General features: G+C 62.0%; 28 protein-coding genes. 13 read left to right on the top strand and 15 right to left on the bottom strand.

What is annotated here, in order from left to right:
• Nucleotides 1-2: 2 nt before the first annotated feature.
• Nucleotides 3-590 (top strand): DUF3060 domain-containing protein, encoded by a 588-nt coding sequence (locus N2K98_RS01340; protein WP_255866498.1) that lies wholly within the window; start codon nucleotides 3-5, stop codon nucleotides 588-590.
• 28 nt (nucleotides 591-618) lie between these two features.
• Here N2K98_RS01340 and N2K98_RS01335 read toward each other — a convergent pair whose 3' ends face one another.
• The gene (locus tag N2K98_RS01335; RefSeq protein ID WP_255866499.1) at nucleotides 619-1,182 is read right to left on the bottom strand and encodes a GrpB family protein; all 564 of its coding nucleotides are present in this window, start codon (nucleotides 1,180-1,182) and stop codon (nucleotides 619-621) included.
• A 117-nt stretch (nucleotides 1,183-1,299) separates the two neighbouring features.
• Nucleotides 1,300-2,400: a fatty acid desaturase family protein gene (locus tag N2K98_RS01330; RefSeq protein WP_255798713.1), complete on the bottom strand. Its 1,101-nt coding sequence runs from the start codon at nucleotides 2,398-2,400 to the stop codon at nucleotides 1,300-1,302.
• A gap of 307 nt (nucleotides 2,401-2,707) precedes the next feature.
• Here N2K98_RS01330 and N2K98_RS01325 point away from each other — a divergent pair, with 307 nt between their 5' ends.
• Together N2K98_RS01325 and N2K98_RS01320 are read left to right on the top strand one after the other, a co-directional pair.
• Nucleotides 2,708-2,962 carry a hypothetical protein gene (locus tag N2K98_RS01325; RefSeq protein ID WP_255866500.1) on the top strand — a complete coding sequence of 85 codons (255 nt, stop codon included), beginning with the start codon at nucleotides 2,708-2,710 and terminating at the stop codon, nucleotides 2,960-2,962.
• A complete protein-coding gene (locus N2K98_RS01320; protein WP_255866501.1) occupies nucleotides 2,959-3,891 on the top strand; it encodes a DUF3500 domain-containing protein in 933 nt (310 codons plus the stop codon). Before N2K98_RS01325 ends, N2K98_RS01320 begins: the two co-directional genes overlap by 4 nt.
• Nucleotides 3,892-3,924: 33 nt before the next feature.
• Here N2K98_RS01320 and N2K98_RS01315 read toward each other — a convergent pair whose 3' ends face one another.
• Nucleotides 3,925-5,268 carry an APC family permease gene (locus N2K98_RS01315; RefSeq protein WP_255866502.1) on the bottom strand — a complete coding sequence of 448 codons (1,344 nt, stop codon included), beginning with the start codon at nucleotides 5,266-5,268 and terminating at the stop codon, nucleotides 3,925-3,927.
• A 91-nt stretch (nucleotides 5,269-5,359) separates the two neighbouring features.
• The gene (locus N2K98_RS01310) at nucleotides 5,360-6,316 is read right to left on the bottom strand and encodes a LysR family transcriptional regulator (protein WP_255866503.1); all 957 of its coding nucleotides are present in this window, start codon (nucleotides 6,314-6,316) and stop codon (nucleotides 5,360-5,362) included.
• Nucleotides 6,317-6,388: 72 nt separating this feature from the next.
• Between N2K98_RS01310 and N2K98_RS01305 the strand changes: the two genes are divergently transcribed.
• The gene (locus N2K98_RS01305) at nucleotides 6,389-7,351 is read left to right on the top strand and encodes a DMT family transporter (protein ID WP_255866504.1); all 963 of its coding nucleotides are present in this window, start codon (nucleotides 6,389-6,391) and stop codon (nucleotides 7,349-7,351) included.
• A gap of 53 nt (nucleotides 7,352-7,404) precedes the next feature.
• On the top strand, nucleotides 7,405-7,818 hold the full coding sequence (locus N2K98_RS01300) for a VOC family protein (RefSeq protein ID WP_255866505.1): 414 nt from the start codon (nucleotides 7,405-7,407) through the stop codon (nucleotides 7,816-7,818).
• Between the two features lie 55 nt (nucleotides 7,819-7,873).
• Here the strand turns inward: N2K98_RS01300 and N2K98_RS01295 are convergent, their stop codons facing one another.
• Nucleotides 7,874-8,296, bottom strand: a complete 423-nt coding sequence (locus N2K98_RS01295) for a nucleoside 2-deoxyribosyltransferase (protein ID WP_255866506.1) — start codon at nucleotides 8,294-8,296, stop codon at nucleotides 7,874-7,876.
• A 163-nt stretch (nucleotides 8,297-8,459) separates the two neighbouring features.
• Between N2K98_RS01295 and N2K98_RS01290 the strand changes: the two genes are divergently transcribed.
• Together N2K98_RS01290 and N2K98_RS01285 are read left to right on the top strand one after the other, a co-directional pair.
• Nucleotides 8,460-9,296 (top strand): MerR family transcriptional regulator, encoded by an 837-nt coding sequence (locus tag N2K98_RS01290; RefSeq protein ID WP_255866507.1) that lies wholly within the window; start codon nucleotides 8,460-8,462, stop codon nucleotides 9,294-9,296.
• A gap of 139 nt (nucleotides 9,297-9,435) precedes the next feature.
• Nucleotides 9,436-9,720, top strand: a complete 285-nt coding sequence (locus N2K98_RS01285) for a hypothetical protein (protein WP_255866508.1) — start codon at nucleotides 9,436-9,438, stop codon at nucleotides 9,718-9,720.
• Nucleotides 9,721-9,750: 30 nt separating this feature from the next.
• Here N2K98_RS01285 and N2K98_RS01280 read toward each other — a convergent pair whose 3' ends face one another.
• Both N2K98_RS01280 and N2K98_RS01275 read right to left on the bottom strand, forming a co-directional pair.
• Nucleotides 9,751-10,230 carry an HAAS signaling domain-containing protein gene (locus tag N2K98_RS01280; RefSeq protein WP_255866509.1) on the bottom strand — a complete coding sequence of 160 codons (480 nt, stop codon included), beginning with the start codon at nucleotides 10,228-10,230 and terminating at the stop codon, nucleotides 9,751-9,753.
• Nucleotides 10,227-10,568, bottom strand: coding sequence for a PadR family transcriptional regulator (locus N2K98_RS01275; protein WP_255866510.1), 342 nt, complete (start codon nucleotides 10,566-10,568; stop codon nucleotides 10,227-10,229). The genes N2K98_RS01280 and N2K98_RS01275 overlap by 4 nt, the downstream gene beginning before the upstream one ends.
• A gap of 81 nt (nucleotides 10,569-10,649) precedes the next feature.
• Between N2K98_RS01275 and N2K98_RS01270 the strand changes: the two genes are divergently transcribed.
• Genes N2K98_RS01270 through N2K98_RS01260 form a run of 3 tightly spaced genes read left to right on the top strand, consistent with a single transcriptional unit; the run spans nucleotide 10,650 to nucleotide 12,727 of the window.
• Entirely contained in the window at nucleotides 10,650-11,384 is a 735-nt protein-coding gene (locus tag N2K98_RS01270) for an MSMEG_4193 family putative phosphomutase (RefSeq protein ID WP_260553858.1), read from the top strand.
• Nucleotides 11,385-11,399: 15 nt separating this feature from the next.
• Nucleotides 11,400-11,960, top strand: coding sequence for a DUF3090 family protein (locus N2K98_RS01265; protein ID WP_255866512.1), 561 nt, complete (start codon nucleotides 11,400-11,402; stop codon nucleotides 11,958-11,960).
• Nucleotides 11,960-12,727, top strand: coding sequence for an SCO1664 family protein (locus N2K98_RS01260; RefSeq protein ID WP_255866513.1), 768 nt, complete (start codon nucleotides 11,960-11,962; stop codon nucleotides 12,725-12,727). Before N2K98_RS01265 ends, N2K98_RS01260 begins: the two co-directional genes overlap by 1 nt.
• A gap of 77 nt (nucleotides 12,728-12,804) precedes the next feature.
• Here N2K98_RS01260 and N2K98_RS01255 read toward each other — a convergent pair whose 3' ends face one another.
• Genes N2K98_RS01255 through N2K98_RS01245 form a run of 3 tightly spaced genes read right to left on the bottom strand, consistent with a single transcriptional unit; the run spans nucleotide 12,805 to nucleotide 15,843 of the window.
• Nucleotides 12,805-14,310 (bottom strand): tripartite tricarboxylate transporter permease, encoded by a 1,506-nt coding sequence (locus N2K98_RS01255; protein ID WP_255798698.1) that lies wholly within the window; start codon nucleotides 14,308-14,310, stop codon nucleotides 12,805-12,807.
• Nucleotide 14,311: 1 nt separating this feature from the next.
• Entirely contained in the window at nucleotides 14,312-14,887 is a 576-nt protein-coding gene (locus N2K98_RS01250) for a tripartite tricarboxylate transporter TctB family protein (RefSeq protein ID WP_255866514.1), read from the bottom strand.
• On the bottom strand, nucleotides 14,887-15,843 hold the full coding sequence (locus N2K98_RS01245) for a tripartite tricarboxylate transporter substrate binding protein (protein ID WP_255866541.1): 957 nt from the start codon (nucleotides 15,841-15,843) through the stop codon (nucleotides 14,887-14,889). Before N2K98_RS01245 ends, N2K98_RS01250 begins: the two co-directional genes overlap by 1 nt.
• A gap of 263 nt (nucleotides 15,844-16,106) precedes the next feature.
• Between N2K98_RS01245 and N2K98_RS01240 the strand changes: the two genes are divergently transcribed.
• Complete coding sequence (locus N2K98_RS01240) at nucleotides 16,107-16,466, top strand: universal stress protein (RefSeq protein ID WP_255798696.1); 360 nt, start codon at nucleotides 16,107-16,109, stop codon at nucleotides 16,464-16,466.
• A gap of 84 nt (nucleotides 16,467-16,550) precedes the next feature.
• Here the strand turns inward: N2K98_RS01240 and N2K98_RS01235 are convergent, their stop codons facing one another.
• On the bottom strand, nucleotides 16,551-17,033 hold the full coding sequence (locus tag N2K98_RS01235) for a GNAT family N-acetyltransferase (RefSeq protein WP_255866515.1): 483 nt from the start codon (nucleotides 17,031-17,033) through the stop codon (nucleotides 16,551-16,553).
• A gap of 223 nt (nucleotides 17,034-17,256) precedes the next feature.
• Between N2K98_RS01235 and argE the strand changes: the two genes are divergently transcribed.
• Both argE and N2K98_RS01225 read left to right on the top strand, forming a co-directional pair.
• The gene (argE, locus tag N2K98_RS01230) at nucleotides 17,257-18,429 is read left to right on the top strand and encodes an acetylornithine deacetylase (RefSeq protein ID WP_255866516.1); all 1,173 of its coding nucleotides are present in this window, start codon (nucleotides 17,257-17,259) and stop codon (nucleotides 18,427-18,429) included.
• 33 nt (nucleotides 18,430-18,462) lie between these two features.
• Nucleotides 18,463-19,737, top strand: a complete 1,275-nt coding sequence (locus N2K98_RS01225) for an MFS transporter (protein WP_255866517.1) — start codon at nucleotides 18,463-18,465, stop codon at nucleotides 19,735-19,737.
• 152 nt (nucleotides 19,738-19,889) lie between these two features.
• On the opposite strand, the gene N2K98_RS01220 is transcribed toward N2K98_RS01225, so the two are convergent.
• From N2K98_RS01220 to N2K98_RS01205, 4 genes are all read right to left on the bottom strand, one after another.
• Nucleotides 19,890-20,432: a hypothetical protein gene (locus tag N2K98_RS01220; RefSeq protein ID WP_255866518.1), complete on the bottom strand. Its 543-nt coding sequence runs from the start codon at nucleotides 20,430-20,432 to the stop codon at nucleotides 19,890-19,892.
• 852 nt (nucleotides 20,433-21,284) lie between these two features.
• Nucleotides 21,285-23,003 (bottom strand): ubiquinone-dependent pyruvate dehydrogenase, encoded by a 1,719-nt coding sequence (gene poxB / locus N2K98_RS01215; protein WP_255866519.1) that lies wholly within the window; start codon nucleotides 23,001-23,003, stop codon nucleotides 21,285-21,287.
• Nucleotides 23,004-23,291: 288 nt separating this feature from the next.
• Complete coding sequence (locus N2K98_RS01210; RefSeq protein WP_255866520.1) at nucleotides 23,292-25,067, bottom strand: serine/threonine-protein kinase; 1,776 nt, start codon at nucleotides 25,065-25,067, stop codon at nucleotides 23,292-23,294.
• Nucleotides 25,068-25,606: 539 nt separating this feature from the next.
• Nucleotides 25,607-26,491 (bottom strand): hypothetical protein, encoded by an 885-nt coding sequence (locus N2K98_RS01205; protein ID WP_255866521.1) that lies wholly within the window; start codon nucleotides 26,489-26,491, stop codon nucleotides 25,607-25,609.
• Nucleotides 26,492-26,845 lie beyond the last annotated feature (354 nt).

The raw sequence follows: 26,845 nt of genomic DNA, 5'->3' as shown, positions 1-26,845 counted from the left end.
GCATGTACCGAAGCTCCCGCATCACCGCCCCCGTGATCACCGCCGTTGCGGGCCTGGCACTCATCGCCGGATGCTCTGCCGACCCGGCGCCGACACCCGAGGAAACCGGAACCCCATCATCAACCAGCGTCGGAACACCGGAGAGCACGGCCACGGCCTCCGGGACAGACCCAAGCGCATCAACGGCCTCAGGCTCCTCCGCTGCGACGATCACCCTGAGCCGGGGGCAAGAACATAAAATCACTGAAGCGAACACCAGCGTCAGCATTACCTGCTCCGGCGGCGGGGACATCGACGTCGAGACAAATGGCTCCACGGTGCGGACCACTGGTCAATGTGAAGACATCGACATCCGGGGCAATAACAACTCAGTCAGCGGCGAGGACGCGGAAAGCCTCGACATTGAGGGCAACAATAATTCAGCCACCCTCAGCAATGTGCCCGACATCGATGTGGACGGAACTGCGAACTCTGTCGGCGTCGAGGAGACCGGTGACATCGACGTCGAAGGAGAGAACAACACCGTCACCTACACCTCAGGGGACCCCTTGATCGAAACCGAGGGTACGAACTCCGTCTCGGCCGGATGAACACGAGCATGGCCACCTGTTTATCTGATTAGCCTCCGCGAGCTGCTCTTGCCCGTGCCTTGATCGCCAGGATGACGTCGGTTTTGGCGTCGGCGTAGTCGTTCATATCGTCCCACTGCCTGCTGAGCAGCGCTCTCTTAGTGCTCGCATAGAGGGCGCGGTCATCCGCATTTGCCCGCAGGTGGTCGCGCAGGATGAGGTATTCGTCCACGGCAGGATCGTCTCGCCCGTACAGGTGCACGTGCACGTCACGGGCTGGTGTGCGTCCGAGGCGATGTCCCGGTTCGCGTACCCGCAGTTCGTATCCGGCGGCGATGAGCGGATCGAGGTAGTCCTCTTCGGCGGTGATGTCCTCTACCGCAACCACGATGTCAATGATCGGCTTCGCTGCCAGTCCTGGAACCGACGTCGAGCCGATGTGCTCGATCCCGGCGTTCGCTGTCCCGATGGCACCCTCAATGCGGTGACGGTGAGTGAGATAAATTGCCGGCCACCGGTCGTCGTAGCTGTGGAGGTGAAGTTCGAGTCGCTCGGGCCCCCCGATCAGCTCCAGCGTCGTCACGTCCGGTCGTCGCGGTTTTCGGCTTTTCATCACCGGAACATTCTTGCAGGGCGTCCGCTGCCCCGCGGGCCGCCGTCGCAGTACGGAGCCTGGTTTCCCAGGCAGAGGCGACGCCGGCCCGCGCGTAGGCGCGGCAGGGTTTACGAACTACACGCGATGCGTGCTGGCCAGCGGGCATGCCCACGTATCGACGCCGCCGCGGCCCACCCTGTTGATATAGGCGGTGACGTCCTTCAGGGACTGGCCAAACCCGGTTTCGGTGTACCGCACCCCCAGCTGGTCACAGTACTGGCGGACCAGCGGGGCAACTTTTCGCAGATTCGGGCGGGACATGGAGGGAAACAGGTGGTGCTCCACCTGGAAGTTCAGACCTCCCATAAAGGTATCCACCCACCGGCCGCCGGTGATGTTACGGCTCATCAAGACCTGGCGGCGCAGGAAATCGATGCCCGCTTCCCGGGGCGCGATCGGCATGCCGATGTGGTTCGGGGCGAAGGAAATACCCATATACAGCCCGAAGACGGCGAGCTGGACGCCGATGAATGCTGCTCCCTTGCCCGGTGAAAGCACGGCGAAGACCAGCGCCACGTAACTGACCAGGCGCACAGTGATGAAGCTAAGTTCCACCCACCGCCGCTTGATCCGGCCCCGTCCCAGCACCCGTTTAATGCCCTGCACATGCAGGTTGACGCCCTCGAGCAGGAGCAGCGGGAAGAAAAAGTAACCCTGTTTGGTGGCAAGCCAGCGCGTGAAACGGTTCTTTCGCGCTTCGGCCGCCTCGGGGGTGAAGGCCAGGACGCCGGGGGCGATGTCCGGGTCCGTGCCGATCTTGTTCGGTGCAGCATGATGCTTGCTGTGTTTTGAATTCCACCAGCCAAGGCCCATGCCGGCAAAGAGATTAACCACGATCAGCGAGACCCACTCATTCCACTTCGGCGACACGAAGATCTGCCGGTGTGCGGCGTCGTGCCCCAGGAACGCGATCTGCGTCATCAGCAACGCCAGCACCACCGCGGTCACCATCTGCCACCAGGTGTCCCCCAGCAGGATGAAAGCCAGGGCCAGCACCAGACCAATCAGGGTTACCCCGATCAGCTTGGCCCAGTAGTAGCCGTAGTTCCGGCGCATATACCCGGCTTCCTGGATCTGCCGGGTCAAAGCCGTGAAGTCGCTGAGGTGCCGCTGGCGGGCCGGGCCAGCTGGCCGGTGTTTGCCTTCTCCACTCGAATCCACACTGGTACCCGTCATAACGGCGTCTTCCATAATTCACTTTCATATCGGCGGACGTAGTCCATGTCATATTAACGAACTGCACCGGGTCCGCCCCGTTTGGCCGGGGTGCAGGTCCGCTGCTGTATGCATTTCCGGCTGGCCGCCGTCAAAGCTAAGTCTGCTTATCGTATATGGAAGACGTCTTCTCCCTTTCACTAGGGGGCGGAACGCTGAGCCGTGTTGACGCGTAAGCCGGCCCGTTTCCGGATACTCGACACACGGTTTCAGAAGGCTCTCAGCAACTAGGAAGCGAACGGCAAGGCGCTTTTTCTACTGTGTTCACATGAGGTCATCCAGAACCACCGATACCCTGCCCGCGGCGTCGTCGTTGGTACGACGGCGCGCCCTGCGGGCCGTCTCGCTCCTCCTGGCAGGCGGCCTCGCCCTGACCGGCTGCGCGGCCGACGTCGCTTCCACCTCCGGCACGGCATCCCCCTCTGCTGCGAGTGATTCGAGCAGCAGCACGGCCGCGGACCCGAAAATGACGTCGGCGACGACGACGCGACGAAGACGACGTCCTGGTCAAACTTTCCCGTGACATTCGTCCAGCGTGCCGGCCTGAATCTCGCCGACCTGACCGATGAGCAGAAGACCGCAGCATTGGCGGTCCTGCAGGCACTGCTTAGCGACGAGGCGTACGACACGGTGTCCGGAATTATGGGTGGCGACGAGTACCTGCAGCAGAACAGCAGCAGCACCGAGCAGTCCCTCGGCCAGTACTACATCGCCTTCTTCGGCGACCCGTCTGACACCGGCGCCTTCGAAGTGCAGTTCGGCGGCCACCACCTCGGTATCAACGCGACCCTCGACGGCGCGACGGACGCGATCACGTTCGCTCCCACCCACCTCGGTGTGCAGCCTGCCGTTTACACCGACGCCGACGGCAATGAAGTGCGGCCGTTCGACGGCATCTACACCGATGCGTTCGCATTCTTTGACAGCTTGACGGGGGAACAGCAGGCGACGCTCACGTCGGGCGACGTCAGCATGTGTGCACCTGGCGATGCCTGTGATTTCGACGCCGGAGCCGGCCTCACCGGCGCCGATCTGACCGACGCGCAGAAGCAGTTGCTCCTCGATCTCACCGCGAACTGGTCCGGCATGGCTGACGAGCAGACCACAGCCGGCTCCCGGGCGAAGATCGAAGCCACACTCGATGACACCGTCATCGCGTGGTCCGGTGAGACCACATACGACATGAGCTCCGGGGACGGAATCTCGTTCTCGATCTCTGGGCCGAACGTTTATGTCGCCTTCCAGGCGCAGCAGGGCTCGGCAGGCGCAGATGTCGACGGAGTGTCCACCTCCGGCTGGGGACACGTCCACACCATCTACCGCGACCCCACGAACGACTATGCCAACAGCGTGACGCAGCAAACGGCCTCCGGTATGGGCGGCGGCAGCGGTCCCGCCGGCGGACCACCCGGCGGCGGCACCCCGCCCAACGGCGGCCCGCCCTCGAACTAGCCTCTCGACCCCCAGTAGTGGGTGTGCCGCGGGTTAGCTACTAGCGTTCACGCGTTCCTGGCGTTTACGTCCGGCCTTGGCAGCGAGGAACAACAAGGATCCGACCACTGCGTAGGCGGCGGCGCCGAGCCAGACGATCCCGCTTTGTTGTGTGAGGAGTGCGATGCTCGCAATGATCGCGAGAATCGGCAGAAATCGTGGGGCTGAGAAGTGGTCGTGGTCCACTTTGTCCTTTTTGAGGACGAGGACGCTGACGTTGGCAGAAAGGAACACCAGGAGTAGGAGCAGCACGGTGGTTTCGGCCAATGTGGCGACATTTCCGAGGAGGGTAAGGACGATCGTCAGTCCGGCAACCACAACAATGGAGACCCAGGGAGTGCGACGGCCTGGCAGCACCCGAGCGAAGGCGTGAGGGAGCAGTTCTGCTTCTGCCAATCCGTAGCCGACACGGCTGGCCATGACCATGAACAGCAGTGCTCCGTTGGCAATGGCGATCAGGGCGATGATGCTGAATAGTCCGGGCGGGATTCCGATGCCGCTGGCGGCGACGACGTCGAGCAGAGGTCCCGTGGAATCGGCCAGTTCGGCCGGGGGCATAACAATGACCGCACCGAGAGCGATGAGGAGGTAGACGACCCCAGCGGTGCAGATAGCACCGAACAGTGCGCGAGGGTAGGCCTTGGATGGGTTACGTACTTCCTCGGCCATGTTTGCTGCCGCCTCGAAGCCCAGGAAAGAGAAAAACGCGACGATCGATGCGGCGAAGGCGCCCTGGAACGGCGGTACGTCCGGCGCGAACTCGAGAAGCCGGGCGGGTTCCCCGTTGCCGGAGGCGAGGACGATGGCGGCCACGACGATGACGAGGACGAGGCCGGATACCTCGATGACAGAAGCTACGAGGTTCGCGGCGAGGGACTCCCGGACGCCGCGAAGGTTGATCAAGGTCAGCAAGATGATGAACGCGACCGCTGCGGGGGCGGACGGCACGTCAATGAGTGCGGTGAGGTAATCGCCCGCGAAGGCGTTCGCGAGGGCAGCGGCTGTGGTGATTCCTGAGGCCATCATCAGGAATCCGACGAGGAATGACACGTAGGGGATGCCAAAAGCCCGGTCGGCGTAGCGGGCGGCTCCTCCGGCGTGCGGGTACTTGGTGATCAGTTCCGCGTATGTCGCGGCAGTAAGTAGCGCGACGACCAGTGCGATGAGGAGGGGTATCCAGATCGCGCCACCGACGTCGGCGGCCATGGTACCCACGAGGGTGTAGATGCCGGCACCAAGGGTGTCGCCCACGATAAATGCGAACAGCAGCGGCACGCCGATTGCCCGCTTCAGCCCGGGCTGTGTGTCTGATGTGGCCGTGCCGGGTTCCTTCGTCATGGGGCTATTGGATTCTGTTTGTCGTCCCTGCGCAACTACTTTGGCGAAATCCGCTGCACCAAAAGCGTTGAGGCAAGTAGTCGAGCACTATTTACCGGCTCGCGTCCCGCTGACCCATCCCACAGCGGACGTCAGCGGCTAAAACCGAGGGTTGGGCAGAAGACGTATTCCGCTGGAGAGCGGTGACGACCTGTTGGACTGCGGTCCTGTGGAGGGCTTCTGGACGGCAGAGGACATCAACGCGCCTGGCCAGCGGTAGATCGCGGATTGGTTTGAGAACAATTCCGCTGCCAGGCGGCGGGGAGGCGGTGTGGCGGGGCATCAGTGCGATGGCAGGTCCGGCGGATACGATCGCGGCCGCGATGAAGAACTCGTTGATCCGGTGAGTGACGTTGAGGGGTTGGCCGGCGTGAACGGCAATCGCCTGCAGAGCAGGCATGAGCGGAAATCCGTCCTGAACGGACACCCATTCTTCATCGATGAGGTCGGCGATGCTGACGCTTGATGCGTTGGCGAGCCGGTGTTGTTCTGACATGGCGACGTCCAGGGGCTCGCGCACCAGCGGCAGGACGGTGATGGTTTCGGGCCACGGCGTGCTGTGCTCGAGGCGGTGCGCGATGACCAGGTCGTAATCCGCGGTCAGGGATGGGAATTCTTCCTGTCCCACATCCCGGTCGGAGCAGATCAGCCGCGGGCTGCCCTCATCGGATAGGGCCTGGAGCAGGGGGCCGAAGTAGGTCAGGCCCGCACTGTTGAACGCGCAGAGGCTCACCGTCGCGCGGGGGTCTTGGAGATAGTGGCTGACGGCCTGCTCAGCGGAGCGCATGGCAACGCTGATATCGACAGCAGCTCGGGCCAAGGCCTGACCGGCACCGGTCAGGACAAGATTCCGTCCCCGTCGTTCGGTCAGAGGAACCTCGACTCGACGCTGCAACGCCGTGAGTTGCTGCGACACGGCTGACGGAGAGACATGGAGCGCGCGGGCGACGGCGGCAAGGCTTCCCCGCTCGCCCAACTCCCTAAGCAACCGCAACTGGTGGAGATCCATAAGGGGAATCTAAACCATTAGTTCATCAAATGCCCTCTCGTCTTACGGGTACATTGCCATAAGACTTGCGGGGTGCCCTCCCCACGCCCCACTCCCGCCCCTCCCATACGCGACGAACGACGTCGCCCGCTCTCCTCACGTGTCGCTGCGCGCAGGGTGGACCTGTTCCTGCTCCTGGTCGCTATCGCGTGGGGCAGCAGCTACCTTGCAGCCAAAACCCTCACCGACACGGTCGGCGTCACCGTCATCCTCTCGCTGCGTTTTCTCATCACCACGCTGGCATTGGCCTTGATCTGGCTGATCTGGAAACGCCGCCGGGCCGTGCGCCGCGAACTCATAGTCGGCGTCGTCCTGGGTCTCACCCAGGCCGCGGTACTCATCCTCGAAACCCACGGGATCGCCGGCACCAGCGCGACGAACGCCGGGCTGATCATCAGTCTCGTCGTTGTTTTCACCCCACTCACTGAAAGCGTTGCCTTCCGGGTACGGGTGCCGCGCACGGTATTCATCGCGGGCGTCATCGCTGTCGTGGGCGTGTGCCTTCTTGTCTCCGGCGACGGATTCGCTGCACCGACTCTTGGGGACATGCTCGTGCTGGCCGCAGCCGTCGTCCGCTCCATCCACGTCACCGCGGTCTCCGCCCTTACCCGGGGCCGAGGTTACAGCGCGCTGAATTTGACCCTGGCCCAAAGCGCGGTCTGCGCCGTCGTCTATACCTGCGCCGATTACCAAGGTGTGCTTCAGGCAGTGCACAGCTTCGATGCGGGCGAATGGATGGGCGTGCTCTACCTTGGGCTGGCGTGCAGCGTGTTCGCTTTCCTCATCCAGACCTGGGCCATTCAACAAACATCCGCATCCCGGGTTAGCCTCCTGATGGGAACCGAACCCATCTGGGCCGTTCTTATCGGAACCACTATCGGCCGGGAAACCCTCACGCTTCTGGGCATCCTCGGTGCCGCACTCATCATTACCGGCACCTATCTGGGACTACGATCCGAAACACGCCACCGGGAAGCACCGATGCCGGCGGCTTGATGTGGTGTGGCGAAGGCTGGCCAGGGAACCTTGATGATCGTTAGTCTCGGCCCATGAGCGTATTCCCTCAGGTCCTTCACACGGTTCTCGACACTACTGACGTGCGAGGACTGGCTGAGTTCTACCGCCACCTGCTCGGGCTCCAGTACCGGCCAGGAGATGAGCCCGTGGGTGAGGGCATGCCTGACGACGTCGATTGGCTCGTTCTCACTGATGGACAGGGCGACCGCAAGCTTGCTTTTCAGCACGTTGATCATTTGAAGCGGACAACATGGCCGCTGCCTGATGTGCCGATGCAGATGCACCTCGACCTGACAGTTCCTGACCGGGAGACACTCGAGCATCATCACTCCAGGGCGTTGGCGTTGGGGGCAGAGCTCCGCTTCGACCGTACGGACGACCCGAACGAGCCGTTGTACGTTTACGCCGATCCGGCCGGTCATCCGTTCTGCATCTTCGTAGCCTGAAGCGAGCATGACGTCCGCTGTCCGTAGAAGGATCCCTCACCGCGACAGAAACGAGTCAGGCCGAGGCAACGGGCACTTCCCGGCCGACGATCACGGCCAGGAGGTCGTCCAGCGTTCCGTGGCACTTCTCCACCTCGGGTAGGTGGTAGAACGTGCTGGTGGTCTCGGGGTTATTGATGTCCCCGTCCGCGGAATGCAGGATTGTCCTTCTGCCTTGAGCGATTGCGATGCCAAGCTCAACATGCGTGCCCTTCCCGCCCGGAAGCAGGATAACGACGACGTCGGCTCGCATCACTGCATCCCTCTCCTGCTGCCCGATAGAGCGCAGATCGTCGAGGGTGACTGTCCCCGCATTGCGTGCTGACGCGTTCTGCGTCCAGTCGTACGTGTTGACGTAGCCCTTGCTTTCCAGGGTTTGCGCGACGTACCGGACATTGGCGATATTCCTGAAGCTCGACGCAACATAGAACCTTTTCAAAGCTTCTCCCTCCTGATTGGAACTGCGGCCATTGTTCCTTACTGAGCCGGCACTCATAAATGCCCCTATCTGTCCGCAGCAGCCACGTAGCGATGCCGCTCACACATCGGCGGGAGGCGTCCAGTTTGACCTTCTACCTACTAGAGGCCTCATGGTTGATTCCATGACCCAGCGACCCCTTCTCTCTATCGGCGATTTCGCCCAGATGACCGGACTCCCGGCGCAGACCCTGCGCTACTACCACCGTCAGGGCCTTCTGGAACCAACCCAGATCGACGAGGAAACCGGGTACCGCGGCTACACCTTCGACCAGACGCACCACGCTCTGCTGATCATGGCCCTGCGCCGGGCAGCGGTGAGCATCAGTGAGATCCGGACCATACTGGCCAATCCCGATCTGCTGCCCGAAATCCTCACCGATCATCAGACCGAATTGACGCGTGAACGAAGCCGGCAGGACAGTGCAATGGCCCAGGCCTGGCAACTCGCCACGGGGTGGCCGCGGGCCGAGGTCCGGGACAGACCCACGGCTGCGGCGGTAATCCGCCAGGTGCCGGGTGAAACAGCCGCATCGGACGGCGTGATGCTGCCAAAGCGGGTCCGTACGGCAGCGGAGGCACTGCGGCGCGAACTCGTGGACGCCGGCGTGGAGGTCGCCGGGCCGCCCTGGTGCCAGTACGCGCTCGAGACCGCCGCGGACAAGGAGAAAGCAAAGACGCCTCAGGGGCCGGACTGGATTGTCGCCGTGGACCTTCGCGCAGCCGGTGCCCTACACCCGCTTCCCGGCAACGCCGCCGTCCTGCACCTCCCCGGCCGCCGGGAGTTCAGCGTGGCCCTACCCGCAGTGCCCACGATGGCGGCTTACGCTGCGGCGGTCGAATACCTGACGAGAACCCTTGTGGAGCAGGAACTGGTGCCGGATTTCAGCCGATTCCGTTACGTCCTCGGGCAGGACCACGTGGAGCTCGTCCTGGCGGTTGACCCAGGCAACCTCGCATAATCCCCCCGAGGTGTATCCGTGTTCAGCATTGATACCGCTGCAGACTGCACCCATACTCAAAGCAAATGCAGTTTGTTGCACGAACCTCCGGCCAACCCCTAGGAGCGAGATGTCCGGGCCAACGCTGGCCAAATCAACGATGAGGTTCGGAACCCGGCTCGGTCTCGCCGCCGTCGTTCTAATTGTTCTGGGTTCATTCATCAACAGGAACTTCGGCATCGGAGATAGCCGGAGCGTCGGCCTGATCCCCATGCTCTGGGAATCAGCACCTGCAGCCGTGCTGATATCGCTCGTTTACCTGATCTTGCTGGTGCTTTGCGTGTTGCTCTCCGCCCTACTGATCACGACCTCCCTGGTTATCCGCCATGCCGAGGCGAGCGAAGAAGCAACGACGACGACGGAATCTGCTTCCGATTCGCTCTAGAGGACCCTCGAACGGCGGTCGGTGTTCGTGTCAGCTCATCCCCAAAAGGGACGATACGGAATGCATGATGAACAGCCCCACGGAGAACGCGACCGCCGCAATGGACACCCACAGAGCCACCCGCTGCAGAATCCGGTTTCCGGTATTGCGCCTCATCCGCAAGACCGCCCAGATGAGCATCGCGATGGCAATGAACGGGAGCATCCAATACACGAAGCCCGCAATGGAGCCAACGAGCAGCCAGATGTCGGCCCAGGAACGCGTCGGACCGGGTCCTGGCGCGGGAGCCGGCGTGGCGGCGGCAGCCACCTGCTCCACGGGCCCGAATTCGACGACGATACGTTCAGCAGTCTTCTCCGAAGCACCCTCCTGAGCGAGCATCTCGGCCGCATCCTCGCGCATCGCTTGGACCGTTTCAGCGCGCTCCCGAGGATCGGCGCCGATCAGGGCGCGGTCGAGGTCGGCGAAGTAAGCCTCCAGAAGTGCAGGCATCGGTTCGGTGGTGTTCATGGGGTCTCCTTGATCATGGTCGTGACGTCCGCGGCGAACAGGTGCCAGGTCTCGGTAAAGACCTTCAGGGCGTTCTCACCCTCATCGGTGAGGTGGTAATAGCGGCGGGGAGGTCCGACCGGGGATGGCTCCAGCGTTGTGGTTACCCACCCCTGTTGCCGTAGCCGTGAAAGCAGTGGATACAGCGTGCCTCCGCTGGCGAACAGGACTTTCCGCTCCCCGAGGCGCTCGGCGATCTCCAGTCCGTACGCGGCCCCGGAGCGCAGACAAGCGAGAACACAGTAGTCCACGGTGCCCTTGCGGAGTTGCGTCAAAACCGATTCGGGGGAAGGTGCCATGCAATGCAGGCTACCGGTAGGTTGTAATGCAAGCAACCCCCTTGTTCCCGCCGCCGTCGCCGACGTGACTACTCTGGGGAGATGGCAACAGTAATCCTCGTGCGGCACGGCCGCACCACCGCGAACGCCTCCGGAGTGCTGGCCGGCCGGACCCCCGGCGTCGAACTCGACCAGGTGGGCCGCGACCAGGCCGCCGCGACCGGCGACCGGCTCGCCGTCGTGCCCGTGGTCGGCGTAGTGTCCAGTCCCCTCGAGCGCTGCCGGCAGACCGCCCAGTTCATCCTCAACCGCCAGTCGGGCACCCCGCATGCGCCGGTCGACGCCGACCTCACCGAGTGCGATTACGGCTCCTGGCAGGGCCGCACGCTGGAGGAGCTCGCGAAGGAGAAGCTGTGGGCGACGGTGCAGTCGCAGCCCTCCGCCGTCACCTTTCCCGGCGGCGAGTCCATGGCCGCGATGCAGGCCCGCTCCGTGGCGGCGATCCGGCGCCATGATGCAGCCTTCGAGGCCGAGCACGGGCCGGGGGCCGTGTGGGTGGCGGTGAGCCACGGCGACATCATCAAGTCGGTCCTCGCCGACGCGCTCGGCATGCACCTCGATATGTTCCAGCGCATCAACGTGGGTCCGGCCTCCGTGTCGATCGTGCACTACGGCACGGGACGCCCCACCGTCCTCGCGACCAACACCGACGCCGGGGACCTGTCCTGGCTGGCGGCCAGCCCGACGTCGGCCGACGTCGGGCTGGCCGCCAGCCCGACGTCGGCCGACGCACCGGTCGGCGGTGGTGCAGGTCACGCGGCGCCGCCGGCCCGATGAGCCTAGAGTAGTTCCATGCCTACAACCGTTCACGATTTCGACTGGCCGGACCGCGTCGTCGTCGGCACTGTCGGCGTTCCGGGCCAGCGCACGTTCTACCTGCAGGTGCGCACCGGCAAGCAGATTGTCAGCATTGCCCTGGAGAAGCTGCAGTCGGCCCAGCTCGCCGAGAAGATCGACGAGATCCTCGACCAGCTGATGACCGTCGACGGCAACCCCTTCCACGTTCCCGCGAGCACTCCCCTGGAGCTCGTCGACAATGACGATCTCGAGGCGGTTCAGGAACAGTTCCGCGCCGGCGTGATGAGCCTGGGCTGGGATCCGACGACGGCGCAGGTCGTCATCGAGGCCTACCCCCTCGACGAGGTGGATGAGGACGACGACGGCTTCCTCGAGGAGGACGACGACGAGACCGACGACGCCGAAGAGGTGCTGCGGGTGCGGATGCCGGTCGGCACGGCTCGGGCCTTCGCCAAGCGCACTCGGGAAGTGGTAGGCGCCGGGCGTCCGATCTGCGTGATCTGCGGCCAGCCGATCGACGCCGACGGGCACACCTGCACCTTCCCCGAGGCCTGATGCCCGCGCCCGACCTCGTGACCGCCGAGCTGACGCTCACCGGGCGGCTCACGACAGCGTCGAACGCCACCTTCCTGGGCAGCATCGGCGACGCCGCCGTGGTCTACAAACCGATCGCCGGCGAGAAACCGCTCTGGGACTTTCCCGAGGGGTGCCTGGCGCACCGCGAGGTCGCCGCCTACCTGGTGTCGGAGGTGCTGGGCTGGAATATCGTGCCGCGCACCTGGCTGCGTGACGGCCGCTTCGGTGAAGGCATGGTCCAGCTCTGGCAGGAGACCGACCCGGAGCAGACCGCGGTGGACCTGGTGCCGGAGGAGGACGTTCCGGACACCGGGTGGAAAGAGGTCCTCCAGGGGCAGGATGAGAGCGGGGGGATCGTTTCCTTGATTCATGAGGACACTCCGGCGCTGCGGCGGATGGCCGTGTTCGATGTCCTGGTCAACAATGCCGACCGCAAGGGCGACCACATCCTCCCCATGGGCGATGGGCACCGGTACGGCGTGGACCACGGGCTGACCTTCCACAGCGAGCACAAGCTGCGGACCGTGCTGTGGGGTTGGATCGGCGACGAGCTGAGCGCCGAGGAACTGGCGGGCATTGACCGGGTGCTTGAAGGGCTGGATGGTGAGCTGGGCTCGCAGCTGGCGAAGCTGCTCACTGCTGAAGAGATTGAGGCGTTTGCCGCGCGCTGCGTCCGGCTGCGCTCGGCTGGGGTGTTTCCCGCTCCGAGCGGTGACATGCCTGCGGTGCCATGGCCGCTGTTCTAAGATTTCGTTGCACAAACCCGTGAGGGGCCCCGCCTGTCGGCAGGGCCCCGCACGGGCTGGTCTGAAACAGGCGGGAACTACACGTCCTGCCGGGTCCTGTTCACGATCTTGGATCGCAAGGTCACCGCCAGCACTATGAGGAGCAGGGCGTAGAGCACCAGCGGGATGGGCCCGGTCACAAACACGGAGTAGTCACCGTTGGATGAGAGCAGGGCATCGCGCATGCTCGTTTCCGCCAACGGGCCCAGCACAACACCGATCATCAAGGGGGCCAGGGGCATCCCGTGACGACGCATGAGGAAGCCGACCAGGCCGAGCCCGAGCAGCATCAGCAGATCGAACACCGCCCCGGAGGTGGCGTAAACGCCCAGACCGCAGAAGACGGTAATCCCGGCGTATAGGTACGGGGCCGGGATCAGCAGCAGCTTGGCCCACAGCCCGGCGAAGGGCAGGTTGACGATGAGCAGCACGATCATCGCGATGAAGAAGCTTGCCAGCAGCGCCCACACCAAATCAGGCGATCGGTCGAAGAGCAGCGGTCCCGGCTGCAGCCCGTACTGCTGGAACGCGGCGAGCATGATCGCGGCGGTCGCCGAAACCGGCAGGCCCAGCGCCAGCAAAGCTCCCATCGCGGTGCCTGTGGTGGCGTTGCCGGCGGCCTCCGGAGCGGCCAAGCCGCGGATGGCGCCTTTGCCGAACTTCGGCTGTTTGCGGCGCCGGTCAATGCGCCGCTCCACGTCGTAGGAGATGAAGGTCGGAATCTCGGACCCGCCGGCCGGGATAACACCGAAGGGCAGTCCGATGGCGGTGCCCCGGGCCCAGGCCGGGGCTGCCTCTTTGAGCTCGGCACGGGAGAGGAAAGGGCGGCCGGCGGAGCTGATTTGCTGGCCGGTCGGATCGCGGCGGATCCGGGAGGCGATATGGAATACCTCGCCCAGGGCCAGGATGGCTACGGTCACGGTAATCAGGGAGATGCCGTCGAACATCTGGGGCGCACCGAAGCTGAAGCGTTCCGCACCCGAGAACGGGTCGATGCCCACCGTGGCGATACCCAGGCCGATCACCAGCGCCGCGAGGCCCTTCACCACTGAGTCCGACACCACGGAGGACGTGGCGACGAAAGCGAATAAAGCCAGCGCGAAGAACTCGGCGGGGCCGAAGTTCGCTGAGAAATCCGCCAGGGCCGGAGCGAGGAAGACGACAAGGACAGATGCGACCATGCCGCCGATGAACGCGCCGATGGCCGCGGTGGCCAGCGCTTGGGGGGCCCTCCCGTCCTTGGCCATTTTGTGCCCCTCGAACGTGGACGCGATGGCCGAAGCCTGCCCCGGAGTGTTCATGAGGATGGCCATGGTGGAGTCGCCGAACATGCCGCCGAAGTACACGCCGGCGAACATGATGAACGCGGCAGTCGGATCGAGGGCAAAAGTGATGGGCAGCAGCAAGGCCACTGCCATCGAAGAGCCCAGTCCCGGCAGGACACCGACGGCGGTGCCCAGCAGGCAGCCGACAAGTACCCACAGCAGGTTCATTGGGGTCAGGGCGGAAGAGAAGCCTTCCGCCAAGAGGTTGAGTGAATCCATGTCAGAAACTGCCTCCAAGAATGCCGGAGGGGAGGTTCAGTCCCAGGCCGACCGAGAATGCCAGATAGATTGCGCTGCTGATCAGCAGGGCGAAAGAGACGTCGAACAGCGGGCGGCGGCTGCCGAAGCCCTTGGCGACGAACCAGAACAGCATGGCGGCGGCGATAATCCAGCCTAGGGTTTCCAGAGTCAGGGCAAACAGCAGGAAGCCTCCGGCCGACCAGAGGACTGCCGACCAGTCCGTGAAGGTTCGATACGTCCGTGCGGAAGTCTCGGTGGGATGTTCCGGCGAGCGCAGGTAGTGCAGCGCCAGCAGAACGGCCAGGACGTATCCGGCGACCATCAGGATGCCGGGGAAGAATTTCGGGCCGGGGAAGTCCGTGCCCTCCCCCACGTCCATCGTCAGGATGCCGATCAGCAGATAGGTGCTGAAGAGCACCATGAGCAGCGAGAGAAGCAGCCCGCTGCGGCCGTCCCGCCATGAGGTCCGGACGGCTGGCGTGGCGTCTGGCGTGCCGGCTGGTTGGGGCCGCTGCGTCTCCGCCATGCCGGTGGGCGGGGGCACTGGATTACTCATCAGCCGATCTCCTTCACGAGTTCGCCGATACGCTGCTGCTCGGAGATCATGAACTCATCGAACTCGTCTCCGGAGAGGTACACATCGACCCATTTGTTGCGCTCCACGGCGTCCCGCCACTCAGGAGTCGCGATGGTTTCCTCCACCAGGGTCCTAAGCTCCGCGAATTCCTCATCCGTGATTCCCGGAGGAGCCAGTATGGCCCGCCAATTGGCCAGATCCACGTCGTAGCCCTGCTCGGTCAAGGTGGGGATATCGACGCCGTCCAGCCGCTGCGGGGCGGCCAGTCCGAGTGCGCGCAGGCGCCCGGAGTCAATCTGGTCTTCCACATCCTTGTAACCGGACGTGGCAGCTTTGGCGGTGTCCGTGATGAGTGCCTGGGCCGCCTCGCCGCCGCCGGATTTCGGAATGTACGTGGTGTCGGAGGGATCCACTCCGGCAGCGAGGGCGAGTTCGGTCATGACCAATTGGTCAAAGGTGCCGCCGCCGGTCCATGCAATCGCCGCCGGGTCGGCTTTCCAGGCCTGCACCAGGTCGTCGAGGGTCTTGTATGGGGAGCTGGCCGGAACCACGACGACGTCGTACTCCTCCACCACCCGCGCGATGGGCCGCACGTCGTCGTGCGTAACCGCGGAGTCCAGCTGCGCTACGCCGGCGACCAGCCCCGCGCCGGTGACCATCAGGTTGTTTGCCTGCCCGGACATGGTGGAGAGCTGGCCGAGGCCGATGGTGCCGGCTGCCCCGGGGATGTTCACTACCTGCGTGTTGTTCACCAGGCCGTTGGCGCGCATGGCCTGCTGCTGCTCGCGCATGAACATGTCCCAGCCTCCGCCGGCACCTGCGGGGGCAATCAGGGTGAGATTTGCGCGAATGTCCGAACCGCCGGATGCGGACTGGATGGAAACGAAGGTGGCCAGGCCGATCGTGGCAGCAGCCACGATGCCATAGACGGCCATAAAGACCGGATGCTTGCGACGTGCGCCGGACCCGGCTCGATCTGGTGATGAACTCACGAAATCAACTGTCCTTAGTGGGGGTGGTAGAGACATAAAAGCTGGCCGGTACTCAGCGTTGAGCCGACCACCTAATGACCCTAAGTGATCTGAGTCATATTGAGGGAGTCGGCTTGGCCGCCGCGCTTAATAAATTGCGAAGGTTTTGCTTTTTCTACTTGGCGTGGAGAACCTGAAGGACAATCCCCTCCTACCTCGGAGTACTTATGACCGTCATTGTTGCCCGCACCAGCACCCCCGAGGGCGAAGCTGCACTAGCCGCCTCGCTCGAAGAAGCCCGACGCCGTCAGGAAGACCTGGTGGTTTTCAACCTCGAGGGCACTCAGCTCGACCCTGAGGGCCCCGAGCTTCAGGGCGTTCCGGTCACCTTCCGGCTGCCGGATGCCCGTGACCGCGACGCCGTGGGGGATTTCCTCGACGCCGCCGAAGAGGTGGGCGCCTCGGCCGTGGTGATCGGAGTGAGGCACCGCAGCAAGGTGGGCAAGTTCCTGCTCGGCAGCACAGCGCAGCAGATCCTGCTGGAGGCCAATGCTCCGGTGATTGCGGTTAAAACCCCTCAGTCCTAAGGAAGGACGACGGCGAGACGCCGGGACACGGCGACAGCCGCCGTACTCAGCGTCCGCCGGCGGCCAGTGCCCTGGGTGGGTGTTTCATTGCCCTACCGGCTTACGCATTTGCGTGGAGACGGTCTCATAGCCCAGGGACTCATACAGGTCATGGGCCACGGTGTTGTAGCCGAACACATTGAGGCCCAGCGTCGCAGCACCCTGTTTGGCGGCGGCACCCTCCGCCAGCTGCATTGCGGCACGGCCGTAGCCCTTGCCCCGGTAATCTTCGTGGATCTCGATATCCGAAACCCACCACGCGTCTGCCCTATCCCCGGTTTGCGAGATCCAGAGATACCCGACGACCGTGGACGCTCCGTTGCCATCGAGGGCGACGACGTCGTAAACGAGCTGGCCCGGCGCGATCTGCCCGTCCGGGAACGACGCCGCGAACCCCGCCCGCGCTTTCTGCGCCGCCACTTCGGTGGACTCTCCTGACTCGATGCGTGATTGCTCGTAGCCGCGGCGCGATTCCTCGAGCCACGCGGCGAATCGTTCGGCCGGCATCACACGTAATTCAATTGTCATTCGCTCACTCCAGGGGGTAGGCGATCGTTTCCGGGGCGTCCATGGAACTGATTGTGCTGCCATTTAACAGCGGAAACGAACTCCGGCCACATTGAGGCACGGTATGACGTCACGAGGCCGCAACAGTGTGACAAGAAAGGCCCCCAGTGACAGACTCGCGGCTAGCCGTCCGCCGAAAATGCGGATACCTTGGCGGCTGTCTCGATGAATACTAGGAGTAAATATGTCACCTACACCGAGCGATGCAACGCTTGAAGAAATTACGAAACTGATTAATTTCGATACGGTCAGCCGGGACAGCAATCTTCCGCTGCTCGGCTACGTGGGTGAACGCCTCAGTGCTCTGGGCATCGAATCAAAGCTCATCCACGATGCAACCGGGCAGAAGGCAAATCTGCTGGCAACCATTCCCGCAGGCGATGGCACGCGGACCGGCGGCATTGTGCTCTCCGGGCACACCGATGTTGTTCCGGTTGACGGACAGGATTGGAGCTCCGATCCGTTCACCCCTGAGATACGCGACGACAAGCTTTATGCCCGTGGCGCCTGCGACATGAAATCGTTTATCGGCGTGGTGATGGCCAAACTCGACTCAATGGTCGAGGCCAAACTCAGTGAACCTATCCACCTAGCCTTCTCCTACGATGAGGAAGTCGGCTGCATCGGAGCGGTTGACCTGGTAGCGGCTATCACCGCCGACGGCCTGAAGCCGCGCGGCGCCATCGTTGGAGAGCCCACCTCCATGCGTGTGGTGCGCGGGCACAAATCGGTCAATGTCATCAAGGTAGATTTTCACGGAATTGCGGCACATTCCTCACTGACCACTCTGGGCGTCAACGCGATTTCCGCGGCCGCCGACTTTGCGGCATTTGTTAATGCCAAAGCCAGGGAATTCGCCAGCACCGGCGCCGCCGATGAAGCCTACATCGTCCCTTACACCACCACCACGGTGAACCAGATCCAGGGCGGTATCGCGGTAAACACCATTCCGGCGCTATGCACGCTTCACTTTGAATTCCGCTCCATCGGTGCCGATGACCCGGTAGCGCTCATCGAAAGCTTCCGCGCCGAAGCACTGTGCATTGAAGCGCTCATGAAGGCCCAAAACCCCGAAGCACGCGTCGAATTCACAGTGCTGGCCCAGACCCCCGGGCTCGATACCCCCGCCGAGGCCTCGATAGTCTCCTTGGCGGCCGACCTCGGCGGAACGCCGAGCCCGGATAAGGCAACCTACGGCACCGAGGCGGGGTTGTTCTTCAACGCGGGCATTCCCACGGTTGTCTGCGGCCCCGGCGACATTGCCCAGGCGCATGCACCTGATGAATTCATCGCCCTGGAACAGATCGCCGAGTGCGAATCATTCATCGACAACCTTGTGAAAGCCCTCACCGCCTAGCCTGCCAACACTTACGCCCACCAGGAGCACCTCATGAGCGCACCAACGACGATAACGCCGAAGCAATTTCAAGACGCCAAGAAGGCGGTGATTAGTAGTTCGATTGGTGCCGCCCTCGAATGGTTCGACATCATCGTCTACGCAACCTTCGCAACCGTCATTGCGAAGAACTTCTACCCGGATTCGGACCCGACGTTCGCACTGATCCTGACCTTTGCCACTTTTGCGATTTCCTACGTCGTCCGCCCCCTGGGCGGCATGGTGCTGGGTAGTTACGCAGACCGCAAGGGACGCAAGAATGCCCTGTCACTGACCCTGCTGCTGATGATGGTCGGGACGCTGATCATGGCGCTGGCACCCACCTACGCAATGGTGGGCATGTGGGGCGGGGTCATCATCCTGCTCTCGCGCCTCATCCAGGGATTCTCCGCGGGCGGCGAATTCGGCACGGCAACTGCATTTCTGATTGAAACGGCACCGCATAAGAAAGCGTTCTATGCCTCTTGGCAGGTGGCAAGCCAGGGCGCCGCGATGGTGCTGGCCTCAGGCTTTGGCTTCGCGCTGACCGAGGGACTCTCCGAAGAGGCACTGAACAGCTGGGGCTGGCGTGTGCCGTTTATCGTCGGCCTGCTCATTGGCCCGGTAGGACTCTACATCCGCGCCAAGCTCTCCGAAACCGAGGATTTCGTTCACGGGGAAAAGGTGTCCTCTCCGGTTAAGGCACTGCTCGTGAATCACTACGGGCGCCTGCTTGCCGCTTCGGCTGCCGTTGGTGTTGCGACCATCTCCGTCTACATGATTCTCTACATGCCGACGTTCGCTGTGACGAACCTGGGAATCCCGGCAACCGCGGCATTCCTTGGCGGCGTGGTCGCCGGTCTTATCACCCTCGTGGGTGTGCCGTTTGTTGGTCATCTGGCGGACCGGGTGGGACCCGCCAAAGTTATGACCTATGCGGCACTCGGTGCGCTGCTCCTTGCCTGGCCGCTGTTCCAGCTCATGGTCACCAACCCAACGGTTCCAACACTAGTGCTCGTCATAGGCTTGCTTGGTGTCATTATGGCGTTCTACTTTGGACCGCTTCCGGCCCTGCTCTCCTCGATGTTCCCGGCAGCAATTCGAGGAACCGGACTGGCCATCACCTATAACGTGGGGGTGACGCTGCTGGGCGGTATTGCGCCGCTGGTGCTGACCTGGCTGCTGGATGTCACCGGGTCACTGAGCGCACCGGGCTTGTACTACATGGCCATCGCCGTGATTTCCCTGGTCGGCCTGTTCTTCGCGCGGACGCGTTACAAGCAGCCGTAAGGACTCAGCGTCAGCAGACTCCAGTCCTACGAAGGCCCCACTCTCTGTCATTTAGCAGCGGAGTGGGGCCTTTGCGACGCCGGCTCCCTCACCCGCGCGGCTCCTACGCGCTGCCGCCGTCCTCAACGCGGTTTGGGAACAGGATGTCATTATTACCAGCCCTCCGGCATCTCATCTATGGGCTCTTCCATGGCTGACGCCCGCCAATCTTCATCGATCTGTTGAACCTGGAGTGCACAATCCACGGGCAGCAGATCCAGAAGCGCCCAGTGCATAGCCGCCAACTCTGCGTCCAAGACGGTGATGTAGATTTCCACGTTGGGCGGCGTCTCATCAATGATGAGCAGGTCATTGAGCGCAAGAATCAGCTCTACTCGGCCCGTAAGAACAGACAGTGGAGTTCCGCGGACACCATTCAAGTTACCCAGGCATTCCCAGACCTTAAGTAGTTTGGCGCGTCCGTCGCAAAAGGGTGGAGTTTCCGGACCGGAACGGCAGATTTCCAGGATGCTGAGCATGGTCATTATCGGGAGAGCTTTACCGCGACGATAACTGTCGATGTACTGCTCGATGAGGGGCCAGACCGTGGCAATGCCCCGACTTAGCCGGGAGGAATCAACATCGCCGGCGGCGCGGGCGAGGTGGGACGCCCAGAGGAACAGAGCGGGGTCTGAGGGAAGGGATGAGGAAGGCATGAGGCGGGTCCTTTCATAGGCGTTTAAACAAAAAGCCCTCACCTTGGCGAAGGCGGGGCTGGAATTTCGTGTAGCTGATTGTTACCGGGGGGAGGTATGCCTCCTCCATTGATCCGGGGTGTTTTCCGAAGTATTGGAACTTCATCGTTGTGGCGTGGAAGGTACACCGCTGGTCGATACGCGTCAGAACTTCCTCATAGCCAGGAGTGTGTCGTCGTCGAGCCCGCCAATGACTGGTTGTAGGCCTCTCGGCTACCCCTAACAGAGCCTTCCAGACAGCGATGAGTGAGGACTTAAGATCCGCAGTGATGACGGTTCTTTCCGCACGGACAATCTGTCCGTTGAGTTCGTTGATGGTGAGCACTGAGAACAACCGACGACTCGCCAGCCGCGTAGCTACTGAGTCCATGATTACTTCGAACAGATCCCCGCTATTGACTCTGGTGCCTACTTTTGATCGTGTGACGGGCCGACGGTAGGCACTGTCGACAGGGCCTGCAAAGAGAGTGGACATGGTGGTTCCTTCCTGATTTGGGTATAAAAAAAGGCCCCGTGAGGGCCTGCTGCGCTTGAACGAACAACTGAGGGATTTACTAGGTGAGGGCGGGAGGACTCGACTTCGACTGTAGGAACAGCCAGTCAGTCACATGTGGCCACACAGCGGTTCGCAGTGGTTTTCAAATCTTTGTTCTACTTTTAAATCTAGCAACAACTTCCGGGACACCACCAACTTCCCGGCAATAGAGGTCACCGAACTGCAATAACCAGAGATAACGTGTCCTGATATCCAATTATCCTGTCACTTCCATTACACGATCAACTTGATTCAATACCTTCCATGCACGGTGCCGACTAGAGCAGCTGCCGCGCGTTGGCCTTTGCCAGGTCGATGAGTTCGCGGCCGTTGCCGGCTAGCACCGTGCGCATCGCGTAGACCGCAAAGCCCGTGGCCTGTTTCGCGTCGATCTTCGGCGGCATGGAGAGCTCCTGCCGCTCCACCGCGACTGAGACAAGCGCGGGGCCGTCGTACGCGAACGCGCGGCGCAGGGCGCCCTCGAGGCCCTCCGGACGCTTAACGCTCTCGCCGTGCATCCCCACCGCCTGTGCGACCGCACCGAAGTCCGGGTTCTCGAGCCCGGTCCCGAAGTTGACGATGCCCGCCGCCTTCATCTCCACCTCGACGAAGCTGAGCGCCGCGTTGTCGAACACCACGATCTTAATCGGCAGCCGATGCTGCACCGCTGTCAGCAGCTCACCGAGCATCATCGCCAGGCCGCCGTCGCCCGCGAGGACCACCACCTGCCGGTTCCGGTCCACCGCCTGGGCGCCAAGACCCAGCGGGGTCGCCGCCGCCATAGTGCCGTGCCAAAAGGAGCCGATCAGGCGCCGTCGCGCGCCGATGTGCAGGTGCCGGGACGCCCAGATGACGGGAGTGCCGACGTCGGGCAGGAAGACCGCGTCGTCGGCGGCGAGCTCGTCGATCAGGTGGGCCAAGTGCTGCGGATGGATGGTGCCCGGGCCTTGCTTCTCGAGGTCGTCGAGCTGCGCGCGGGTGCGGCGGTAGTGGTCAAGGGACTTCTCGAGGTGGGTGCGGTTCGACTTCCGCTCGAGCAGCGGCAGCAGCGCCGACGCCGTCGCGCGCACCCCGCCGACCAGGCCCTGGGTGAGCGGCACGCGGCGGCCGAGCTGCTCGCCCCGGAGGTCGACCTGCAGGATCTTCGCCTTCTTCGGGTAGAACTGCTGGTACGGGAAGTCGGTGCCGAGCATCAGCAGCGCGTCGCAGTCCTCCATCGCCCGGTATCCGGACGCGAAGCCCAGGAGCCCGGTCATGCCGACGTCGAACGGGTTGTCGTGTTCGATGAATTCCTTGCCGCGGAGGGCATGCACAATCGGCGCGCCAAGGGCGTCGGCGAGGGCGAGGACCTCCTCGCGTGCCCCCTCCACGCCGGCGCCCGCGAGGATCGTCACCTTTCCACAGGCGTTCAGGGTGGTCGCTGCCTCCTGCAACTCCACCGGGGAGGGCACGATGACCGGGTCGGTGCGGCGGACCGTGAAGACGCGTTCGTCCGCGGCGTCTTCAAGCGCGGTGTCGCCCGCCATCACGAGCACGGCGACGCCCCTCTTCTCGATGGCCGTGCGCATGGCGATCTCCAGCAGGCGCGGCATCTGCTCAGGGCTCAGGACCATTTCGCAGAAGACCGTGCAGTCGCGGAACAGCTCGGTGGGTCGGGTCTCCTGGAAGTACTGGCTGCCGATCTCGTCGCTCGGAATGTGCGATGCGATCGCGAGCACGGGCACCCGGCTTCGGTGCGCGTCGTAGAGCCCGTTGATGAGGTGCATGTTTCCGGGGCCGCAGCTGCCCGCGCACACCGCGAGCTCGCCCGTCAGCGCCGCCTCCCCGGCGGCAGCGAACGCGGCCTCCTCCTCATGCCGGGTGAGCATCCACTCGATGCCCTTCTCCCGGCGGATCGCCTCGGTCACCGCGTTCAGGGAATCGCCGGGAACTCCCCAGATCCGCTGGATCCCGTTGGCGGCGAGGTTGTGGACGACGGTCTCGGCGATCGTGGGCATGCTGCTCCTCAGGTCGGCGCACTCGGATGGCCGTCAGTCTAGGCGGCGGGATCGGGTGGGGCCAGAGGGGTGGCGGGTGCTGGGCTCTACGCTCCCGCGAGCACTCCCTAGGAGCTCGCGGGTAGTAACGACGCCGACGCCGCGCAGGAACACTGGCGCGATAGGCCAGGACTGGGACCCGACGACGGGCCCACCTGCCCCCCCTTAACGGTACGTCCCTCGTGTGCCCTCCGGCACTCGGATCCTTATCAAACACAGAGAGTGTCGGACCGGAAGCTCTGGACCTTCCTATATATCGCGGAGTCCTAAGACTTTGGCCAGCGTGTTGGGAATGTCAAAGGTCGCCCCCCAGGTAACCGCAACAAGATCGTCATACTTATCATCGGTTCGGAGTAGATCGACTACGTCTCCTTCGAAGACGTAGTCCTGAGCCGCAACGGCGAGTGCTTGCATGCTGAAATCCGCGTACTCACTGGGAGAATTGAAGTAGATAGAGTAATTGCCGTCGTTTTGCTTCGCATACGAGACATTCCATTTGGCTTGGAGCGCTTCAAGTATCGGAATGATGCTTTGTGTCTTATCAAGGGGATCGAAGAGGTCGAGGCCTACAGTTATTCGGTCGGAGTCATCTGGGTATGTTCCCTCCCAGACGACGTTCACGTGGTGTTCGAATTCGATTTCTCGAAGGTTCCGTGGAGAACTTTCGAAAAAGTCGGTATTGAGATAGCCTCTCAGGCTCTGAGTGAGCCAGAGAATCGGGACATTCACGAGGTTGTGATGCAACGATCCTGGGCCCAACGAGAGCGCTCGTTTGGCATCTTCAATAATTTCTTTGCAGTGGTAGTCCTTACAGAAGCGAAAGTAGTGAGCGGTCATACGCGGCAACCCTTCCCAGAGAGAATTATTCGCCACCGGGTACCGTCCCTGCATGACCTCAAAGTCTTTTTGGAGCTGCTCCTTGAGGGGCGAATCTAATTGCTTCAGGTGCGATTTGTGCCACGTGCCGTTAGCTTCATACTCGAATTTTGCTTTACACATCGCGTACAACCGTGATTGAACACAGGCATTGTATAGCTCATCACTCACGCGGTAGCTGATTTCGCAGTGATAGTTCGGGTTATAACGAGAAAGTTCCTCGTCGCTGGTTCGCTCGAATATGTACTTAGCAGACAGAACATCCACACTGGCCTGCTCGAGGACTGGTTCCATTTTCGGTATGCTGCCACTGGACGGCACGTCGTTCACCTGTAATTCTTCCACGATCTCTTCGATTCGTGTGTTGACTTGATTGCGAATCAGGTTGAGGTAGTCCCGAGCGGCTTGAATCGTGATGCGTTGTGTCTCATCCTGAAGCATCAATCTCTCGACGAGCAGGTCGAGGTTGGACAAAAATGGGTGAACATCACCTACACGCCGATGCCGCGACCCGCGAGCGTTTTGCTTCGTGAAGGCTTCGGTGATGATGAGTCCAAGTGCGAAAATGTCCGCTGGCTTCCCAATGCCTCTTGCGTCCTTCTTCACCATTTGCTCTGGCGCCTGATAGTTGCGATTAGCCAAGAGTTCACTTTTCTTGGTCAGCATTGAATCCTTGAAATGAGCGATCCCGAAATCTGCCAGAACCAGACGTCGGTTGTCAGTATCGATGAGGATGTTCTCAGGCTTGATGTCCCGGTGCACAATTCCTTTGTCATGCACATAGGCGAGACCATCGCAGAGCTGGATGAGGTAGTCGAGAAGCACCCGATAGTCCGATTCCTCCGCAAAAATGTCGCGCAGGTTCTTCGGATACAGGTCCATGGTGTAGTAAAAGCACTGCGCGTCTTCGAACTTTGCGTGGATCTGCACAACGTGGTCGTTGCTCGCTTCCATACCGAACGTGATTTCCCGGCGGAATCTCTCGATGCGATCTGTTCGCTTACCATCCTTCTCAATTTGCTTGAGAGCGTATTCTTTGCCGTCCGCTGAAGAGCGGACCTTATAGACCCTGCCCGCCCCGCCTTCTCCGAGCAGTGATTCGACTACGTAGGAGACACTATTGATTTTGAGGATCGTCCCTTTTTTCATGATGACCAGAGTAATGAAATTACAAGCAGATCGACACACTCAGCAACCGACTGCCGCAGGCAGGACCAGCGTGAACACCACCTCGACGCCTACACAGCCGGGTTGCAGGACGAAAAAAGGAACCAGGAATACGATGGCTTCCGTGCACAGCGAGGAGTCCTGCCCCTCGCCGAGCGCGACACCGGGCCACGTTCATCGGAATGGTTGCCAGCTCCACGCAGTGCGCCGGGCCTCTGTTCGAAGGCAGACTGCAACCGGGGGCTTTGCTCGTCGTTTAGCCAGCCGCATTATCGAGACAGACCAAGCTGGTGCTCCGCCCGTGTTGATGGCGCAACGGCAACGGACCGCTATCAACCGCCAATGGGCATGCCCCCTTCCCCGAGAAACCTGACTGAACCGAAAACCGGGACCACCCATCTACGTCGTCGGGTGAGCGGGACGACGCCACATGGTCCAGATTCCATTCCGGAGGACCCGGGTGGCCGGTCGCCTCCTTCACGAGGACATGGGGTGCTTGTCGGACAAGTCCCCGTTCGTGGTTATTCGGGTTTGACTAGATCTGCTGCGTAAATCAACGCAGGAAGGCCGTAGGCATGGAGATCGCTACGGATGCGTTTCATCTGCGTGGGCCAATGGACGAGCCATTCACCTTGGAAATCTATATTCGGGGATACCCACAAACGAGCTTGTAGGAAGCAATCAATCAAGAGTTCAACCATCCATCCCATTGCGAAGCCCGCGTCAATGCCCCGCTGGAAAGGGTCGCTATACTGAGCACGCCCATCAGGGCCACGTTTAACTCCTCGTGTGACTTGGTACGCACTGAAGTGAACGTACTGCGAGGAACATTCAGCAAGAAAACCGTGCACTGGATGTTTTTCTCCGAAGCGCCTGTTGGCCAACCATGCAATTTTCGGGAGTCGCCCGGGGCCACCTCGCTGCCTTTGGGATGGCCAGTTCAGTTTGCTGGCTAGCTCTTCGAAGAGGACCAGGTTTTGCTCAACTTGCGGTGCCAGCTCATCGTGTGCGGCGGGCAAGAATCCCGTAGCGTTTGCTTCAGCAGGACCAAAAAAATCGCGCTGCGTACTTACTCGCTGCATTTTGTTCATTCCCGCCAAACGGTAGAGCAGATCGTTTCTTAACCGGGGATCGTCTATTGAGGCGAGATAGTGGATCCAGATGTTTTCCTCATAAGCGATTCTGACGAAGGGCGCAGCATGGTTCCCTAGACCGGATTCGAGGAGGGTTGTAGCTGCGCGAAGTCGCTCAGTATGGGTGATGCAGATCGAATGAGCAACAGATGGAAGAACGTCGCTTCGGGCATCAGAGGCCAGTTCTGGCTGCCATCTTTCAAGAACTTCTTGGGCGACCGGCAGCAGCTCACCCGCCCACTCCTTATATCGATCCACGCGCACCTCTCGCATCCCCTAAATGTACTATCCATCCGATGAGCAGGCCATACCATTTCTAAGCGAGGAGATTACGCCGTTGGGGCGATATGGGTCTCATATCTCATATCCCCCTCCCCCCTGCGGGCGCTTACTTACCTGCATATGGCAAGGATTACTAGGGAAATCCATATTCGGGCGAGCTTCCGGCCTTCATGCCGCCTCCCGTTCCTGCTCGGCCCACCACCCAAATTCCTTATAATCTCAATTTGGTCTAACGGTTGCTGAGATCATTGCCTGTTAGGTTCAGTCTGTTTACCGCTAAGGAGTGCCGATAAACAGTGCACATGACACCTATCAGCGCCCCCTCCTTGATCCTGGGAGGCCTCT

The organism is Arthrobacter jinronghuae, from assembly GCF_025244825.1.
Taxonomy (GTDB): domain Bacteria; phylum Actinomycetota; class Actinomycetes; order Actinomycetales; family Micrococcaceae; genus Arthrobacter_B; species Arthrobacter_B jinronghuae.
This window is presented reverse-complemented; position numbering and strand designations above follow the sequence as displayed.

What these genes read in the sequence shown, in the direction of transcription:
- N2K98_RS01340 (WP_255866498.1), top strand. Translation starts at nt 3, where the DNA reads ATGTACCGAAGCTCCCGCATCACCGCCCCCGTGATCACCGCCGTTGCG.
- N2K98_RS01335 (WP_255866499.1), bottom strand. Translation starts at nt 1,182, where the DNA reads ATGAAAAGCCGAAAACCGCGACGACCGGACGTGACGACGCTGGAGCTG.
- N2K98_RS01330 (WP_255798713.1), bottom strand. Translation starts at nt 2,400, where the DNA reads ATGACGGGTACCAGTGTGGATTCGAGTGGAGAAGGCAAACACCGGCCA.
- N2K98_RS01325 (WP_255866500.1), top strand. Translation starts at nt 2,708, where the DNA reads ATGAGGTCATCCAGAACCACCGATACCCTGCCCGCGGCGTCGTCGTTG.
- N2K98_RS01315 (WP_255866502.1), bottom strand. Translation starts at nt 5,268, where the DNA reads ATGACGAAGGAACCCGGCACGGCCACATCAGACACACAGCCCGGGCTG.
- N2K98_RS01310 (WP_255866503.1), bottom strand. Translation starts at nt 6,316, where the DNA reads ATGGATCTCCACCAGTTGCGGTTGCTTAGGGAGTTGGGCGAGCGGGGA.
- N2K98_RS01300 (WP_255866505.1), top strand. Translation starts at nt 7,405, where the DNA reads ATGAGCGTATTCCCTCAGGTCCTTCACACGGTTCTCGACACTACTGAC.
- N2K98_RS01290 (WP_255866507.1), top strand. Translation starts at nt 8,460, where the DNA reads ATGACCCAGCGACCCCTTCTCTCTATCGGCGATTTCGCCCAGATGACC.
- N2K98_RS01285 (WP_255866508.1), top strand. Translation starts at nt 9,436, where the DNA reads ATGAGGTTCGGAACCCGGCTCGGTCTCGCCGCCGTCGTTCTAATTGTT.
- N2K98_RS01280 (WP_255866509.1), bottom strand. Translation starts at nt 10,230, where the DNA reads ATGAACACCACCGAACCGATGCCTGCACTTCTGGAGGCTTACTTCGCC.
- N2K98_RS01275 (WP_255866510.1), bottom strand. Translation starts at nt 10,568, where the DNA reads ATGGCACCTTCCCCCGAATCGGTTTTGACGCAACTCCGCAAGGGCACC.
- N2K98_RS01270 (WP_260553858.1), top strand. Translation starts at nt 10,650, where the DNA reads ATGGCAACAGTAATCCTCGTGCGGCACGGCCGCACCACCGCGAACGCC.
- N2K98_RS01265 (WP_255866512.1), top strand. Translation starts at nt 11,400, where the DNA reads ATGCCTACAACCGTTCACGATTTCGACTGGCCGGACCGCGTCGTCGTC.
- N2K98_RS01260 (WP_255866513.1), top strand. Translation starts at nt 11,960, where the DNA reads ATGCCCGCGCCCGACCTCGTGACCGCCGAGCTGACGCTCACCGGGCGG.
- N2K98_RS01255 (WP_255798698.1), bottom strand. Translation starts at nt 14,310, where the DNA reads ATGGATTCACTCAACCTCTTGGCGGAAGGCTTCTCTTCCGCCCTGACC.
- N2K98_RS01250 (WP_255866514.1), bottom strand. Translation starts at nt 14,887, where the DNA reads ATGAGTAATCCAGTGCCCCCGCCCACCGGCATGGCGGAGACGCAGCGG.
- N2K98_RS01245 (WP_255866541.1), bottom strand. Translation starts at nt 15,843, where the DNA reads ATGGCCGTCTATGGCATCGTGGCTGCTGCCACGATCGGCCTGGCCACC.
- N2K98_RS01240 (WP_255798696.1), top strand. Translation starts at nt 16,107, where the DNA reads ATGACCGTCATTGTTGCCCGCACCAGCACCCCCGAGGGCGAAGCTGCA.
- N2K98_RS01235 (WP_255866515.1), bottom strand. Translation starts at nt 17,033, where the DNA reads ATGACAATTGAATTACGTGTGATGCCGGCCGAACGATTCGCCGCGTGG.
- argE (WP_255866516.1), top strand. Translation starts at nt 17,257, where the DNA reads ATGTCACCTACACCGAGCGATGCAACGCTTGAAGAAATTACGAAACTG.
- N2K98_RS01225 (WP_255866517.1), top strand. Translation starts at nt 18,463, where the DNA reads ATGAGCGCACCAACGACGATAACGCCGAAGCAATTTCAAGACGCCAAG.
- N2K98_RS01220 (WP_255866518.1), bottom strand. Translation starts at nt 20,432, where the DNA reads ATGCCTTCCTCATCCCTTCCCTCAGACCCCGCTCTGTTCCTCTGGGCG.
- poxB (WP_255866519.1), bottom strand. Translation starts at nt 23,003, where the DNA reads ATGCCCACGATCGCCGAGACCGTCGTCCACAACCTCGCCGCCAACGGG.
- N2K98_RS01210 (WP_255866520.1), bottom strand. Translation starts at nt 25,067, where the DNA reads ATGAAAAAAGGGACGATCCTCAAAATCAATAGTGTCTCCTACGTAGTC.
- N2K98_RS01205 (WP_255866521.1), bottom strand. Translation starts at nt 26,491, where the DNA reads ATGCGAGAGGTGCGCGTGGATCGATATAAGGAGTGGGCGGGTGAGCTG.